This is a genomic window from Azospirillum sp. INR13, assembly GCF_015390205.1.
In the GTDB taxonomy this organism is placed as follows: domain Bacteria; phylum Pseudomonadota; class Alphaproteobacteria; order Azospirillales; family Azospirillaceae; genus Azospirillum.
Genome location: NZ_VUOI01000010.1, coordinates 21025 through 35613 on the forward strand (window position 1 = coordinate 21025; position 14589 = coordinate 35613).

Here is a 14589-nt window from a genome sequence, read left to right on the forward strand (position 1 = left end):
GTCAGGAGCCGGAGCGCGCGGCGGCACGGGATTCGGCTCGGGATTCAATGGCGGATTGCGGCAGGATGGCGCGGGCGTGCCGGCCCTGGCCGATCTTGCCGCCTGCATCCTCCGACCAGACGTTGAACCAGTAGAGGGCGCCCTCCCGGCCGGTGAAGCGGGCGCTGGTCCTCACCTGTCCGCCGACCGGCGTCGGCGCCGTGTGCGACACGTCGAGCCTGGCCCCGACCGACAGCTCTCCGGACTGGAGCACGGGGCGCAGCAGGGCGGCGCAGGCGCGCTCCATCTCGACAATCATCACCGGCGTGGCGAGGACCTGCGGATAATGCTCATCCGGGTCACGGGCGAAGGCGTCGGCCGTCATCGATGCATCGACGACGAGCCGCACCGTTTCCACACGCTCCGGATCGAGAGGGATTGTCATACGGGCGGTCTCCTGTTCAGGGGGCTCGCCCATCACTCCGCAACGCCTGTGCCAACCTTCGCCGGACTTGCGAGGAAGGAATCTTGTATAGGAATTTCAATGGTTTGGCTTGACGTTTGGGAAATCCGCCGATTCTGAAGGGCGTCACCCGCGAGAGTACCGTCAAGAAATGGAACGTTAGAAAATCTTACGATCGTTCAGAATCAAGACATCTTATCCGCTCCGGCGCGTTGCAGGACGATGCCGTAGTCGCGGATTTTGCTGTAAAGCGTCGGCCGGGCGATGCCGAGGATCTCCGCCGCCTTGGTCACGTTGTGATCGACATGGATCAGCGTTGCGGCGATGACGTCGCGCTCATGCTCGCGCAACGCCTTCATGACGGGAACCACCATGGAAGAAGGAGGTGGCATCCGAGCATCGCCCGGCGGATCGAACTGCCGGATCTCCGTACCGTCGGACAGCACGACAAGGCGCTCCAGGGTGTTTTCCAGTTCACGCACGTTGCCCGGCCAATCATACGCGGTCATGGCGCGCAGGGCTGTGTCGGAGATGGTGAAGACCGGCTTGCCGGCGCTGGCGGCGTATTTGCGCAGGAAGTGGGTCGCCAGCATCGGGATGTCGCTTCTGCGGTCCTTCAGCGCCGGGATGGTGATCGAGACGACATGCAAACGATAGTAGAGGTCTTCGCGGAACTCCCGCCGGGCAATGGCGTCCTTCAGGTTCCGATTGGACGCGGCGATGACCCGGACGTCGATCGGGATGGGCCGGGTGGCGCCGATCCGGGTGACCTCGCGCTCCTGAAGAACCCGCAGCAGCTTGGCCTGGAGGTCGAGCGGCATCTCGGTGATCTCGTCGAGGAAGATCGTCCCGCCGGACGCCATTTCGAACTTGCCCGGCCGCCCGCCCTTCTGCGCCCCGGTGAAGCTGCCGGCGACGTAGCCGAACAGCTCGCTCTCGATCAACTCGCGCGGCAGGGCTGCGCAATTGACGGCGATGAAGGGGCCGTCGCGGCGATCGCCATGGGCGTGGATGGCTTGAGCGAAGACCTCCTTGCCGGTGCCGCTCGGCCCGTTCAGCAGGACATTCGCGGTGCCGAGCGCCGCCTTGCGGGCATCGCCGATGGCCTGGCGCAGGCAGTCCGACGTGCCGATGATGTCGTCGAAGGTGTAGCGGGCCGGGCTGCCGGCGATCTGCTGGGCGATCCGCTTGGCGCGGTTGAACTCGCGGAAGGTGTTGACGACCGATTGAACCTTGCCCTGCGCGTCCTTGACGGGAATGGCGGTGTCGATCAGGTGCAGGTGGCGCCGGCTGGAATCGATGATCAACTCACGGTCGTAATAGCCGACGCCGGTGCGGAAGATCGGCGCGATGATCGGCTCGAAATCCAGAAGTTCGGCAAAGCGGCGGCCGACGCTCTGCTCCGGGTTCAGGGTCAGGATACGGCCGGCCGGCGCATTCATGTGGCGGACCCGGCCATCCTCGTCCACCACCAGCAACCCGTCCGAGATGCTGTCGATGATGGCCCGCTGCTCGACCAGCATGCGGTCGAGGTTGCCGCTGGTCTCCATCGCGCTCAACTGGGCGCTGGTGCTTTCTGCGCAGAGCAGGGCAAGGCCGTTCAGCGTGTCCGTTCCGACCGACGCGCCCGATACCAGCGCGATGGCACCGTGCAGGGCGTTGTTCAAGCCGAACAGGGGGGCGGCGGCGATCTTGACGTCCGTCAGGCCGGCGCAGGCATGCTGCCTGCCGGACGTGATCATGGGGCGCCGTTCCCGCAGGCACAGATCGACGGCATTGGTGCCGACGCCATCCTCCGCCGCCGACCGTCCTTCCCCCAGACCGGCCGCATCCAGCTGCTCGACGAAGGCGCGGTCTCCAGCAACGCTGTGGATGATCAGATCGCCATCGACCAGAAGGATGGCGACGGGATGATCGCGTCCCAGAATCAGACGGATCGAACCGAGGATCAGCGACCCGGTGGCAGCGATACTGCCCAGCAACCGATGCCCTGGCGCCGGCTCCTCGACCTTCAGGATGCGGTCGCGTGGCGTGTCCACAGAAGCGTCTCGGAGCAGCATCACCACCTCGCCAACGGCCGCTTCAGCGAATGATCCGGCCGAAAGAATGGGCTGGGTCGGGCAGGAAAGGCAAAGGAAATGCATGGGCCCGTGCCGGTCCTGTCCTTCCTGGGCCAGCCCGTCGTGGCGCTTCTGATCGGCGTGGGGCTGGCTCCGCTGCTGCCGACACTGGGGCTCGACAGCGACACCGCCAAGGTACTTCCACCTCTCCCGATCCTGTCCATCCGGTCCCGCACCGGCTTTCACCGGCCGAACAATCCCTTCACGCCTTGCTCCAGTGGTCCCTTCAGAACATTGCCCAAAGGACCGGCTTCGGGAGCGGCCGGCCGTGCGCCGGAAGACCCGCCGTCCTTGCCGCCCGCCCCCGTCAGGCCGCCGAGGATATCCGCCGGAGATCCGCCCTCCTTCAGGCGCCGCACGGCTTCGGCCGCTTTTGCCGGATCCTTGATGGCGGAGAGCACGACTCCGCTGAAATCCGGCTGAATGGAAGGGGCGTCGAAGGTTCCCGTGACGAGGATCGGAATCGTCAGGCCGCTACGATCGAACTGCCCGCCTTGGCCCTGCAGAGTGGCCGTGGCCTTCGGATTGAGACGAAGGTCGAGCCGCCGGTCTGGCAGCGACACGGTCCCTTCGCCGTCCATTCGGAAGAGTGGCGCCAGCATGTGCAGATCTCCCGTGCGGGCGACACCGCCGTCGAGGCGGAAGGTTCCGCCAAACTCGGCGAAGTCGGTTTCCTGGGTGACGCCCTGCTGCCGTCCGGTGGCGGCCGCTACCGGATCCCGCAGGATCGCGGCAATGTTGACGCCCCGCAGCGCGCCATTCCGAAGTACGATGCGGGTCGTTCCGTTCAGGCCGGAGACGACAGCCTTCTGGGTGGTCCCGGCGGCGGCAAGGTCGGCGTTGAGCGACACGGTGCCGCGAAGACGGTCCGTGCCGGCGAGAGCGGTCAGCACCAACTCCGCCTGGATGCCCTCGGAGGACGCCTTCAGCGCATGGTCGGCCGGTTGCCGCGAGGCATCGATCCGTAGCGCCGTGCTGGCTCGTCCGCCCAGGACGGGGACCTCCGACGCATCCGCGGCCAGGATGCCGTCCTGCAGGCGGAGCGTCGTCCGGCTCGGGCCGAGCTTTATGTTCCGGACCAGGAGTCCCCGGCTCTCGATCACCGCGTCCAGGTTCATGCGCCGCAATGCGGAGACATCGATCGGCTCGTCGCTCCACCCGGCGGATGACGAAGCAGACGGTGAAGCGGACTGCGAGGCCGCCGGCGGGATGAAGCGATCGAGGTCGACAGGAGCGATGGAGACGCGCACGGTTGCGGCCGGTATCCGGCCGGACCAGTCGGCCGCCGCGCTGCCGTTCGCCTCGATGTCGTCAAGCGCCAGTTGGAACTCGTCAAGCTGGGCGTTCCTGCTCCCGATAGTGGCCTTGCCGGTGAGATTTACGCTGCGGAGGGACAGGGTCTCGGCATTCGGCATGCCCAGCCAGGCCGTCATGGCGCGCAGATCCGGGACCGACACAGACAGTGGCCCGCCGGTACGTCCATCCGCTTCCGGCCGGGCCTCCAGCCTGGCATTGAAGAGGTCGGACGAGATCTGCCCCTGTACGGTGGTCGGCCGCCGTTCGGCCAGTGCGCGTGGCGATTCCACCCTGGCGTTCAGCACAAGTGCCCGGTTGTTGACCTTTGCATTTCCATTGAGTTCGGCGGGCATGTCCAGGTTGGGCATGCTCACCGCCAGCGCCCCATCGGCGACCTGCAAGGTTTGGCCGGTCCCCTCATCCTTGTAGGTGGTCTCCACGCCGCCGAGGCGGACATCGCCGAGTTGGATGTCGGGAAGGTCGAGCCGCTCCTGCGATGCCGGTTGCGGCGCGTCATTTGCCACTTGGTCACCCTCGCGGCCGAACTCCCAGTTGGGACGCCCGGCGGCATCGACCAGCAGATTGGCCCGCAAGCCATCGACCGTCAGACGATCAACCTGAACAGTGCGCGCAGCAGCGGCCACAAGGCCACCTCGAACTCGGTCGGCCCGAGTTCGAGCATTGCCGGACGTCCGCTGTCCGGCACATCGGAGAGCGTCGCCGACTCCACCCTGGCCTTGAGGTCAGGGAACAGGGACAGGGAGTCGATCCGAAGCGTGAGATCCCGCCCGGTGCGCTCCTTCACCGCAGCAGCCACCTTCTCGGCCACGAAGTCTCCGGTCAGGATGAAGGGCAGAGCGGCCACGGCGACGGCAACGATGCCGACAATCACGATCAGCGCAATCAGGAGCTTTTTCATGCCGCCTCCCTTTGGATCCGCAGTATCGGAGGATCCTCGGTGTCGCTGACCGGTGGAGGTGTCGGCGGGACCAGCCCCATGCCGTGGGCCGGAGCGGTGCTCAGTTCGGGCTACGTCACGACCCAGGACCAGCGTTCATAGTCACGAGGTGGACCATCCGTCTTGGCTGAACAACTGCCCATCGGGGATAGGAAGGCATGCCGACCCCGGACGCACGAACGCCCCGGCTCTTTCGAACCGGGGCGTCAACTATCTGTGGTTGCCGGGGCAGGATTTGGCCTTTACCGAACTCACGGTCTGCGCTGAGAGATCGCCCCACCCCTTTAATCAAGTCAGTCTCCGGAGAATCCGGCACCGCTGCTTGGAATGTGATGGTGAAGAGTGGTAATGGCCTTGAACGGCGTCGGTCGGATCGGACGCCGATGTGATTTCTCCTGCGTTGCCGCCCTACTATCCGCCATCACCACCTCACTGGGAAAGGGCAAAGATCAATACCGGATGACTATCGCCTGAGATGTACTGATGGGCAGTTCTGTTTTATAGGTTATCTGCTTTAGGACCAAGTTAGATCGGATAGTGGAAACAAAATCTATTTTTGACAGCTTGCTTGCTATCAGCTGTTCGAGTTCCTCGACGCCTCGGACAACCACGCGCAGCAGGAAATCGCAGTCGCCTGTCATCCAGTTGCATTCCATTACCTCGGGGATCCTCTCGACGGCATCCCGGAAATTCTCCAGCGCCGATTGTGGCTGTTTGTCGAGTTTGACTTGGATATAGGCATTGATTTCCAGCCCCATCGCCTTCGGATTTAGAAGGGTGACCCGTCGATCGATGATGCCGATCTGCTCCAGCTTCTTCACCCGCGTGAGGCAGGGTGAAGGAGACAGGTTGATTCTGCCGGCAAGCTCGACATTCGTCAGATTTGCATCCTTCTGCAACTCGTTGAGGATCTTGATGTCCGTTCGGTCGAGCGTCAGCGTGTTCATCATGATGACTCCCTGTTGTATTCTTGACGGCTTGGCTTGGAACCGAAGCGAAGAACGGCAGGAAATTCCGCGGAACAAACCCATTTGATTACAGCGCGCAATCCCTTCTGCCATTCGAATGTACACACGGCAGAGTGTATCCGAGGCCAACCAGTGGCAGAATCTATGGGATTGCCATTTTATGTCGCGAAACCGTCAAATTCGGACCAAGGTCCGCGTCGAGATGCACGGAGGCCGCAACATTGCCGAAGAGTGCGTGGATTGGTACGAAGTGGCCGGAAGCCCCGGTGGCCGGCGAAGCTCTCTCGATGCCGTGGGATCCCAGTGGACTGCGCGTCAGCTTCGCCGCGGTGGATCCCGACGAGCTTGCCCGCCCGCTGGTCTCTTTCCTTGTCCGACGCAATGTGGATGACGACGAACTGCCGATCCACCGGCACCGCAAAGGCCAGCTGGTGGTGGCGGCGGAAGGCTCGGTCATGTGCCGGACGCTCGACGGGCTTCGGATCGTCCCATCCAATGGAGCTGTTTGGATTCCGGGGGAGGTGCCCCACAGCGTTTCCATGTCGGACAGGGGCCGGTCATACTGCGTGTTCATCAATCCGGAAATTTCGCCTCTGCCGAATACCTGCGCGACATTTTCGATCAGCCCGATGCTGCGCGAGATGATCTTTCACTTGGGCAACCTGCCGCAGCTTTACCCTCCGGAGGGTCCGACCAGCCGTCTGGTCCAGGTCATTCTGGACGAGCTTGCACAGATGAAGACGGAGCCGCTCCACTTCCCGGTTTCCAACCATCCCAGGATACAGCGCATCGCCGCCCAATTGCTGGAGGCGCCCGACGACCGCAGGACCATCCGGGACTGGGCGGCGGCTGTCGCCATGAGCGAGCGTACGCTGGCCCGGCTCATCCTGAAACAGACGGGGATGTCGTTCGGCCGGTGGCGCCAGCAACTCCATATCGTGATCGCGGTTCAACGGCTGTCGATGGGCGCCACCGTTCAGGCGATCTCCCAGGAACTGGGATACGACTCTCCGAGCGCCTTCACCGCCATGTTCAGGAAACACATGGGACAGCCTCCGCGCCGGTATCTGCAGGATCGGACCGAAGGCACGGCGAACTGACGCCGCACCACCCCTTTCATGCCGACGGCTCCTGATCCGGCCTGCCGGGATCAAGAGCCGTCGGTGTGTTCAAGGACCGGCATTGCGGTCACCACGCGGATGCCGGCCGCAGCCTACCCCGTCAGCTGACGATGTCCTGCCTGATGCTCTTCCGCGCCACCATGAAGGCCGCCGCCGCCAACACATAGACGAGCGACGTGCTGATCAGCGCCCAGCGGATGGCGTCACCGGACCCCATTGTCCGCGCGAGAAGATCGCTGATCAGGCCGACCGACAGCGGTCCGAGGCCAAGCCCGATCAGATTGGCGAAGAACAGGAAGATGGCGGTGGCCGTTGCCCTGGTGCGCGGGCGCACCAGACTTTGTACCGCCGCGAAGATGGGGCCGTAGTAAATGGACTGCAGCATCATCGGCAAACCCATCAGGCAAAGCGCCGCCACGGTGTTCGAGGTGGTGTAAGTCGCGAAAAGCGCGAAGGGCAGGCACAGGGCCGCCGCCGCCGGGATGGTCGCATAGGCGTTCAGGTTGCTGCGCACGCCGCGATCCGTCGCCCAGCCGCCCAGCCAGGTACCGGCGGCTCCGCAAATGCCGATGATCAGGCCCAGCACCGTGCCGAGAAAGCCGGTGGCGCCCAGTTGGATCCCGGTGAGATCGTTCAGCCCGACCGCCAGCGCGCCCAACCCTTCCGCGTGATTGCGCAGGAAGTGGGAGCTTTGAAAGGCAAGATTGCTGTAAATCCCGAAACTCATCGCCACCATCGCGACCGTGAGCCAAATATAGGTCCGCTTGCTGCCGAGTTCGTCCAGTGCCTCCCTCAGGGTGGGCGCGCTTTGCGCCTCGCTGGCCGCGAAGGAGTATTTTCGCGGCTCGGGCAGCGTGAAATAGGCCAGCAGCCCAAGGATGATGCCGGGCACCCCGACCAGCGCGAAAGATGCGCGCCAGCCGAGACCATCCGCGATCAGGCCGCCGACCACCATCCCGACCAGGGAACCGGCCGGAATGCCCATGGAAAAAAATGCCAGCGCCGACGCCCGCTTCTCTCTCGTCGTGTAATCGCTGATCAAGGACTGGGATGCCGGCGTGCAGCCGGCTTCGCCGACGCCGACACCGACCCTGGCGAGGAACAGCTGGGCAAAGGTCTGGGCTACGCCGCAGACCGCCGTGAAAAAGCTCCAGGTGATCGCCGACAGCGCGACGATCTTGACCCGGTTCGCACGCTCCGCCCACCGCGCGATAGGCAAGGCCAGCGTCGCGTAGAAGATGGCGAAGGACAGTCCGGTCAACGACCCCAGCTGCCAGTCGGTGAGACCGAGTTCGCGCTTGATCGGTTCCGCCAGGATGTTGACGATCTGGCGGTCGACGAAGTTCAGCATGTAAACGAGGAACAGCATGGTCAGGGCATAGCGTCGATGGTGGATCGATATGCCCATCGGTTTCGGCTGCGGTACCGACACCGTGGTCGTTGCGTCTTCGATCATACGGCAGTCTCCAAAATGACCGGGCACAGGGGGCCGGGTCGGTTTCGGTCGGAACGCGGTGTCGGGAGGCGCGGGGGTTTGCGTGCAGCCGGCCTGCGGCTCGGCATGCGGTCAGAGTTTGACGCTCGTACTGATGAGAGACGCGTCATGGTCGGCGCGCCGGTCGTGGGGGCCGGCCAACGATGGCGTCACGGCCCCTCATGCCGAAGGGCGTTTTCAAGTGCTGCCCGGCCCCGTGATCCGGCGTGAGGAGGCAGCAGGAGCTTTCGGGGCGCAGCAAAGACATCGCCGGCTTGGCGGCCAGAGCCCGTTTGAAAAGTCCGCGCTGCAGCACTCAACGCCTTTCCATCGTCATTCCCGCGAAGGCGGGAATCCAGCCATTTCGCGGTGTTTCCCGAAGGGAAGCCTGGATCCCCGCCTTCGCGGGGATGACGGATTGGGAAAGAGTCGGATCATGAAGAACGTTTTCAAAAAGGCGCTCAGCAAGACCCCGGCACCCCGCTCTTACCGCCCTTGGTGGATTGATGGTAAGAACGCAAACACACAGAATCCGTCCTAAACAACGGATTCATAGTATTCCATTCGCCCGAACTTGCCCGAAGAGTAAATCAGTGGAACTTTGTCCTGATTGTGGTTCTGGGCGACCACGGCACCGATCATGATCGTATGGGTTGCAACTTCCACGATGTCCTGTAGTCTGCAATCGAAGCTGCAAACGGATTGGAGAAGGACCGGAACCCCGGTAACCATTTCGTTCCATTCAGCAGGGGAAAAACGGGACGCGCCTTTGCTGCCGTCCAACGCCGCGAAGCGTTCAGCCAATTGGACCTGTTCGGCGGAAAGGACGTTCCAGGAAAAGGCGCCGGTCCTGAGAATGACGTCGTGAGCCTCGGCACTGCGGTTGATGCAGGCAAGAACCATCGGCGGATCGACGCACAGGGAAACCGCGGCGGTGACGGTCAGACCACGCCTGTCCGGCCCCTGGCCCGACGCCACGATCGACACCGCCCCCACGACAGCCCGCAATGCATTTTTGAAAGCGACCGTCTCCACCTGGTTTGGAACAGGGAAATCTTGTGCTGACATGGCGAACCTCACGCAAGGCAGTGGAATGGCATGCCGCCGACCCCGTTTGGCACCGCGGGAGCGGTCGTTCGGCATCTGTGTGGACGGTGCGCTATGGGGCGGAGGCGACCGGCAGCGTCCGGTGCTCGACGATGTTCAGCCCATAGCCCCTGAGCGCCACCGGAACATGCTGCGAGTTGGACAGAAGGATCATGTCGTGAATGCCGAGTTCCGCGAGAACCTGGGCGCCGACGCCGTAGTTGCGCAGTTCGGCCTTGTCGACGAGCGGCTCTCCCGCCTTCACCCGAAGAAGCTGCGAGAGCGGGACATCACGGTTGAACAGCACGATCACGCCCCTCCCTTCGGCGGCGATTTCCTGCATGGACCGGGCGACGACGTCCCCGCGCTCGCCAGCCTGACCGAGCACGTCCGACAGGATGTCCAGCGCGTGCATGCGCACCAGGGTCGGTCTTTCGTCGATCACGCCCTTCACCAGCGCAATCGCCTCTGTCTCGATCGCCTTGATGCGGAAGGTGATGGCGCTCCACTCGCCGCCCCATCGGCTGTCGAACTTCGTGGTGACGACACGCTCGACGTCATGATCGTGGCGGCGGCGGAAGGCGATCAGGTCGCGGATCGTACCGACCTTGAGCGCATGGCGCCGGGCGAAGGCGACGAGATCGTCGAGGCGGGCCATCGTCCCGTCCTCCTTCATGATCTCGCAGATCACGCCCGAGGGATTGAGGCCGGCAAGGCGCGCGACATCCACCGCCGCCTCGGTATGTCCTGCGCGGACCAGCACGCCGCCGGGCCGCGAGACCAGGGGAAATACGTGGCCCGGCGAGACGATATGCTCCGGCCCCCTGGCCGCGTCGATTGCCACCGCCACCGTCCGCGCACGGTCCGCCGCCGAGATGCCGGTGGAAACCCCCTCGCGCGCCTCGATGGAAACGGTGAAGGCCGTCCCATGGCGGGTGCCGTTTTGCGTGCTCATCAATTTGAGGCCGAGCTGGTCGACCCGCTCCTTGCCGAGCGCCAGACAGATGAGGCCCCTGCCATGCGACGCCATGAAGTTGATCGCCTCGGGCGTCGCCATCTGCGCCGGGATCACCAGATCGCCCTCGTTCTCCCGATCCTCGTCGTCGACGAGGACGAACATTCGGCCGTTGCGGGCCTCTTCGATGATCTCCATCGTCGAGGACAGAAATGGATGGCGTGGGTTGCAGGACAGCATCGTCATGACATTCCTCCGATCACCGCATCACATGTTCGACAGCGCCTGACGGATCAGCGAATCCTCGGAATCGTCGTAGAGTGAATTTATCAGCGCCGCGTAGCGCTCGTTCAGCACCTTGCGCCGCTTTTTCCTGGTTGCCGTCATGACGCCATTTTCAGCCGACAGCTCTTCGGGAAGGATCCGGAACGACTTTATCTGCTCGACAGGCGCCAGCCTCTGGTTCGCCTTGGCGACCTCCCCCTCGATCAGGTGGATGACCGCTTCCGACGAGCAGAAATCCGAGTAGTCGTTGATCGTTTCATTCCGCGCCTTCACCCAGTCGGTCATTGCGACGCGGTCGACCTCGATCAGCGCCACGAGGTATTTCCGTCCGTCGCCGCAAACCGCGGCTTCCGAGATGTATGGGCTTCGACGCAGTTCGTTCTCGATCTGCGCCGGACTGATCGACTTGCCGCCGGAGGTGTTGATGATCTCCTTTTTCCGGTCGATGATCGCCAGTTGGCCGTCGGGTCTGACCTCGACGATGTCACCGGTGTGGAGCCATCCGTCCCGCAGAGCCTCCAGCGTGTCGTCAGGCTTGTTCAGGTAACCCGTGAACAGGCCGGGTCCCGTCACCAGCATTTCGCCGTCGCCGGCGACCCTCGTCTTCCAGCGGGGATCGGCAATCGGAACGCCGATCGTGCCGGGCTTCGACCAGTCCCGCATCTGCCCGGCATTCGCTCCGACCAGTTCGGTTTGCCCATAGACCTCCTTGAGGTTCACCCCCCATGTCTGCCACAGCTTCACGACGTCCGGCGGCATCGGCGCGGAGGCGGTGTAAGGGTATGCGAGCTGGTCCAGACCGATCTCCGCCAGGAGCGGCAGAAAGATCTGATTGCGGCAGGTTGCGAAAAGCGCCTGGAGAAACGGATCGTCCGGGCCGTCCGCCTGCCGATCCGCCAGCGCCTTCTGGGCGATGGACATCGCAAAGCGGTAGGATTTCCTGCCGATCGAAGCCGACGCATTGATCCTGCTGACCAGTTCTGCGGCGTAGCGCTGATAGAAGCGCGGCGGCGCCATCCAATAGGTCGGCCTCACATCCCGGATGGTCGTCGCGAAGTCCGCTCCGGTCTCCCCGAAATAGGGCGTGACCTCGCTGATGAGAGGAAGAACGATCCCCTGCCCGAGCCCCACGACATGGGAGAGGGGGAGATGGACGACCACCCGCTGGGGTTCACGGAAAAGCGCCGGGCAAAAGCTTCGGAGGGTCACCAGACCCTCGATCAGCGACCGGTGGGTGAGGATCGCGCCTTTGGGATTGCCTGTGGTCCCGGAGGTGTAGACGATGCCGGCATTGTCCTCCGGACGCGCCATTCCGGCCTGCTCGTCGAGCAGCGACGCACAGTCGGACGACGAGGCGGAAAACCGCGGCAGCGAGACGACGTTCTTCGATGACGGAACCGCCGGATCGAAGACCACGATCTTCTTCAGCGTCTCCGCCTGCCGGCTGCGGAGAAGGACGGCGAGTTCCTTCTCTCCGGCGACGAAGGCGAATTTGCTCCCGGAGTCCTCCAGGAAATACTCCACCTCCTCCGTCGAAGAGGTGAAATAGATCCCGACCGCCACGCCGCCGGAACAGACCGTCGCCATGTAGGCGACCACCCATTCCTGCGAGATGTCCCCCATGATGGCGACGTGGTCCCCCTTCTCCAGACCATGATCGAGGAGGGCACGCGAAAGCGCTGTGGCGTCCCTGGCAAATTCACCCCAGGTCGTCGCGTGCCACGTACCGGCACGCTTCTGGAAGAACGCCACGGCCTCGCCCCTGGCGTCACGACGGTCGCGAAGCAGCGACGGCAGCGTCCCGTCTTCGTGCGCAATAGGTGGAGGGGCGAACGCGGATGAAGCAATCGTGGACGGGGCAATTGGCGGCAGAACGGGCGGAAAGAAGGAATGCGGCCCGCCCATGTCAATGGCCGCCTTCTGCAAAGCGTTTACGCTTCTCGCGGAAGGCGGCGACGGCCTCCCGCCGCTCCGGGCTGTGGAAGGTGAGCATTTCGTGCGCCATGGCCGTGTCGAAATTCAGGTGCACCTGTTCCTTGATCAGCTTGTTGACGGCGTATTTGGTCCAGGCGATGGCGTCGCGGGGGCCGGAGGCCAGCATCTCGGCGTAGCGGACCGCATGCTCGACGACGGTTCCTTCCGGCACGACCTTGTTGATCATTCCGGCCGCCGCCGCGTCCTCCGCCGAAATGAAGTCCCCGGTCATCAGGTAATGCTTCGCCCGCACCGGCCCCAGAAGCAGCGGCCAGATCACCGCACCGCCGTCGCCGGCAACGACGCCGGCCGTCACATGCGTGTCGGCGAAGCGGACGCCGGGCTGCGCGAAGACGACATCACAGAACAGGGCGAGCGTGGCACCCAGTCCAACGGCGACGCCGTTGACCGCGGCTATCAGCGGGCATTCCAGCTCGAGCATGTTGCGGATGAGGTGACGCCCGGAGCGGGTGGGCGAAATCGGCCCCAAATCGTCATCCAGCGCATTCTGATCGCCGCCGGAGCAGAAGCCGCGACCCGCACCGGTCAGGACGACGGCCTTGACCGCCCGGTCGTTGTCGAGATCCACGAACAGCTCTTCCAACGCGGCATGCATCGGCCAGTCGATGGCGTTGAGGATTTCGGGCCGGTTCAGCGTGACGATCGCCACGCCGCTCGCGCGCTTCTCGACGAGCAGGCCCTTATAGGTCTTGTCGGTCATGTGAGACTCTCTTCAGATCGCTTCGCCAGATCGGACGGCACGGGCTTCAGGCCGAAGCGTTCGTCTTTCGCATCCTGCGGATCTGGTCGAGGATCTCGTCGGTCGGACGCACCACATTGTTGCGGTCGTTGAAATGCGGGATGACGTAGCGCCCGACCAGTTCGATGGCCTTCATGATCTCGGCGTGCGAAACAGAGTCGATGTGGAACAGGATTTCTTCGGCGCCGGTTTCGATGAAGCGTTCCAGTTGGCGGATGACCGTATCCGGGCTGCCGCAAACCAGGCTGGCGGAGTCGTTCAGGAGATAATCCCAGTCGGTGGCCGCGCGCTGGAGCGCTTCCAGCCCCTCCCCCATGTAGGCGTAGTCGTCCGCGATCTTCGCCAGCCGCGGATAGGCATCGGTCGAGATGCGGGCGTACTGCATCAGCGGCTCGGCATAGATGTCCTTCGCCGCCTGATCGGTTTCGGCGATCCCGAGGAACACCGGCATGCCGAGACGCGGACGGTCGAGCGGGCCGTTGGGATCCCGGCGCCAGTTCGACCGATAGGCTTCGACCATCTTCGCCTGGGCGTCCCAACCCTGGTAGAGCGTGTGGCTGAGGACGGCGAGCCCCTGGCTGGCCGCCCAGACATGGCTGCGCTCGCTGGTCGCGGCGATGCCCATCAGCGGATAGGGCTTCTGGATCGGCTTCGGCACCAGCATGCGCGGCGGAACCTGATAATGCTTGCCCTCGAAGGTGAAGATGTCCTTGCCGAAGGCTTCGCGGATGAGCGCGATCCCCTCCTCCATCTGCTCAAGGGTTTCCGCCGGCTCCACGTTGAAGGCGCGCATCGCGATGGTGGTGTTGGCGCGGCCGCAATACAGCTCCATGCGGCCGTTGGACAGGATGTCGGTGACCGCCGCACGTTCCGCCGTGCGGAGGGCGTGGTTGATCTTCTTGGGCATCAGCGAAACCGCCGGCCTCAGCCGGATGCGGGACGTGACCGCCGCGAGGTAGCCATACACGACTTCCGGAGCGGAGCTGGAAATCCCGCCCAAGGCGACATGCTGCTCGGACAGGCTGACGATGTCGAAACCCATCTTCTCGGCAAACACCGCTTCTTCGACGAGTTCATGAAGCCGGCGCGAATAGCTTTGTCCAACCAGTGTTTCCTGCTCGGACCAGAAGCCGAACTTGACTGCCATTTG

At 63.8% G+C, this 14589-nt stretch carries 12 protein-coding genes; 1 reads left to right on the plus strand and 11 read right to left on the minus strand.

What is annotated here, in order from left to right; genetic code table 11:
- Window position 1 precedes the first annotated feature (1 nt).
- The 5 genes from F1643_RS10215 to F1643_RS10235 all read right to left on the minus strand — a co-directional run bounded on the left by F1643_RS10215 (window position 2) and on the right by F1643_RS10235 (window position 5766).
- The gene (locus F1643_RS10215; RefSeq protein ID WP_206692428.1) at window positions 2–424 is read right to left on the minus strand and encodes a thioesterase family protein; all 423 of its coding nucleotides are present in this window, start codon (window positions 422–424) and stop codon (window positions 2–4) included.
- A 203-nt stretch (window positions 425–627) separates the two neighbouring features.
- A complete protein-coding gene (locus F1643_RS10220; protein WP_194912970.1) occupies window positions 628–2481 on the minus strand; it encodes a sigma 54-interacting transcriptional regulator in 1854 nt (617 codons plus the stop codon).
- Window positions 2482–2744: 263 nt separating this feature from the next.
- On the minus strand, window positions 2745–4502 hold the full coding sequence (locus tag F1643_RS10225; RefSeq protein ID WP_206692429.1) for an AsmA family protein: 1758 nt from the start codon (window positions 4500–4502) through the stop codon (window positions 2745–2747).
- A complete protein-coding gene (locus F1643_RS10230; protein WP_194912972.1) occupies window positions 4463–4777 on the minus strand; it encodes an AsmA family protein in 315 nt (104 codons plus the stop codon). Before F1643_RS10230 ends, F1643_RS10225 begins: the two co-directional genes overlap by 40 nt.
- A gap of 488 nt (window positions 4778–5265) precedes the next feature.
- Entirely contained in the window at window positions 5266–5766 is a 501-nt protein-coding gene (locus tag F1643_RS10235; protein ID WP_255542624.1) for an Lrp/AsnC family transcriptional regulator, read from the minus strand.
- Window positions 5767–6050: 284 nt separating this feature from the next.
- On the opposite strand from F1643_RS10235, the gene F1643_RS10240 reads away from it, so the two are divergent.
- Window positions 6051–6884 (plus strand): helix-turn-helix domain-containing protein, encoded by an 834-nt coding sequence (locus F1643_RS10240; protein ID WP_370540559.1) that lies wholly within the window; start codon window positions 6051–6053, stop codon window positions 6882–6884.
- Between the two features lie 121 nt (window positions 6885–7005).
- On the opposite strand, the gene F1643_RS10245 is transcribed toward F1643_RS10240, so the two are convergent.
- From F1643_RS10245 to F1643_RS10270, 6 genes are all read right to left on the minus strand, one after another.
- On the minus strand, window positions 7006–8361 hold the full coding sequence (locus tag F1643_RS10245) for an MFS transporter (protein WP_194912974.1): 1356 nt from the start codon (window positions 8359–8361) through the stop codon (window positions 7006–7008).
- Between the two features lie 555 nt (window positions 8362–8916).
- Window positions 8917–9447 (minus strand): flavin reductase family protein, encoded by a 531-nt coding sequence (locus tag F1643_RS10250; RefSeq protein ID WP_194912977.1) that lies wholly within the window; start codon window positions 9445–9447, stop codon window positions 8917–8919.
- A 91-nt stretch (window positions 9448–9538) separates the two neighbouring features.
- Complete coding sequence (ribB, locus tag F1643_RS10255) at window positions 9539–10666, minus strand: 3,4-dihydroxy-2-butanone-4-phosphate synthase (protein WP_194912979.1); 1128 nt, start codon at window positions 10664–10666, stop codon at window positions 9539–9541.
- Window positions 10667–10687: 21 nt separating this feature from the next.
- The gene (locus tag F1643_RS10260) at window positions 10688–12631 is read right to left on the minus strand and encodes a long-chain fatty acid--CoA ligase (protein WP_255542625.1); all 1944 of its coding nucleotides are present in this window, start codon (window positions 12629–12631) and stop codon (window positions 10688–10690) included.
- Entirely contained in the window at window positions 12612–13400 is a 789-nt protein-coding gene (locus F1643_RS10265) for an enoyl-CoA hydratase/isomerase family protein (RefSeq protein WP_194912981.1), read from the minus strand. The genes F1643_RS10260 and F1643_RS10265 overlap by 20 nt, the downstream gene beginning before the upstream one ends.
- A 46-nt stretch (window positions 13401–13446) precedes the next feature.
- Window positions 13447–14586 (minus strand): LLM class flavin-dependent oxidoreductase, encoded by a 1140-nt coding sequence (locus tag F1643_RS10270; protein ID WP_194912983.1) that lies wholly within the window; start codon window positions 14584–14586, stop codon window positions 13447–13449.
- Window positions 14587–14589: the final 3 nt, after the last annotated feature.